This is a genomic window from Polaromonas sp. P1_G2, assembly GCF_056405515.1.
In genome coordinates this window covers 1-1257 of sequence record NZ_JBFUBY010000507.1, presented here as the reverse complement: position 1 = coordinate 1257, position 1257 = coordinate 1, and the positions used below count along the sequence as shown (strand labels likewise).

The 1257-nt window shown below is 69.2% G+C and carries 2 protein-coding genes; one reads left to right on the top strand and one right to left on the bottom strand.

The genetic code is table 11. The annotated features are described in order from the left end of the window. Nucleotides 1-663, bottom strand: a 663-nt coding sequence (locus AC1D0P_RS25745; protein ID WP_477679321.1) for a GntR family transcriptional regulator, incomplete at its 3' end; no start/stop codon positions are given. A gap of 38 nt (nucleotides 664-701) precedes the next feature. Here AC1D0P_RS25745 and AC1D0P_RS25740 point away from each other — a divergent pair. After that, a partial coding sequence (locus AC1D0P_RS25740) for a LysE family translocator (RefSeq protein WP_477679320.1) occupies nucleotides 702-1257 on the top strand: 556 nt, incomplete at its 3' end.

The window sequence follows — 1257 nt, the reverse complement described above, 5'->3', positions numbered from 1 at the left end:
CGCATAGCCCGGGTCCTCGACGGCCACCACCGTGGCCTGCGGCGTGACGAGCACGTCGGCCAGCAGGGCGAAGGCATGCTGTGCGCCCGAGGTGATAAACACGTCGCCGGCGCTGCAGGCCACCGCGCGCGACAGGGACACATGGACGGCTATCGCTTCGCGCAGCAGGGGGTCGCCGGCGGGATCGGTATAGGCCCGGGGCGCACGCGCGAAGTCGTGCTGGGCGCGGGCGCAGAGGCGGCGCCAGGTGTCCCAGGGCAGCTGTGAGTGGTCCGGCAAGCCGACCCTGAAGTCGAAACGCGGCCCGGTGGACATGGCCTCGGTGGACCACGGCGTCACCTTTTGCCAGGCGTCGGGCAGGTCGGCCCAAGCCAGGGCAGGTGAGTCGGAGGGCTGCGCTGCGGGGCCGCGCGCCGGCACCMCGGCCGCGACAAAGGTGCCCGCGCGCTGGCGGGACAGCAGATAACCTTCGCTCGCCAGCTGTTCGTAGGCGGCAACCACGGTGTTGCGCGACACACCGAGCCTGGCTGAGAGTTCGCGCGTGGTAGGCAGGCGCAGGCCCGCGGCCAGTCGGCCGTCGATGATCGCGGCCCGGATCTGGCGGTGCAGGGCGGCGAAGCGGTCCCGGGACCCGGCCGCCGGCATGTCGATGTTGAATTCCATGCGTATTCTGGTCCCTGTAAATTTCAGAATTATGGCTCTTGAACGGCACCATATTCGATGCCATCCTCAGCCCCAACAAGGAAGGTGATGCATTGATGGATACCGCGCTCGTCCTGCTCTCGCTGTTCGTGATCGACAGCCTGGCCATCGTCAGTCCCGGCCCGAACATCCTGCTGGTCGTGCACGCGGCCGCCGAGCGAGACCGGCGCGGCGCATTGCTGATCGCTGTCGGCCTGGCCTCCGCAGGCGCGATGTGGGCGCTGGTCGCGGTCACGGGCCTGACGGCGGTCTTCGAGCTTGTGCCGTCGCTGCAGACGGCGAGCCGGATCGCCGGCGCGGCCTACCTTTTGTATATTGCCGTCCGCTTGTGGCGCTCGCACGCGGGGCCCAAACCCACGGTGACGATTTCCGGACGCGAGGCACAGCCGGCACACAAGGCGCTGCTGCGCGGTGTTGCCACCGGCCTGCTGAACCCAAAGTCGCTGGCGTACTTCGGCAGCATCTTCGTGCTGCTGGTGCCGCCCGACGCCGGCTGGCCGCTGCGCGCCGCGGCGGTCGCGCTGGTGCTCTTTGATGCGCTGCTCTGGTACAGCC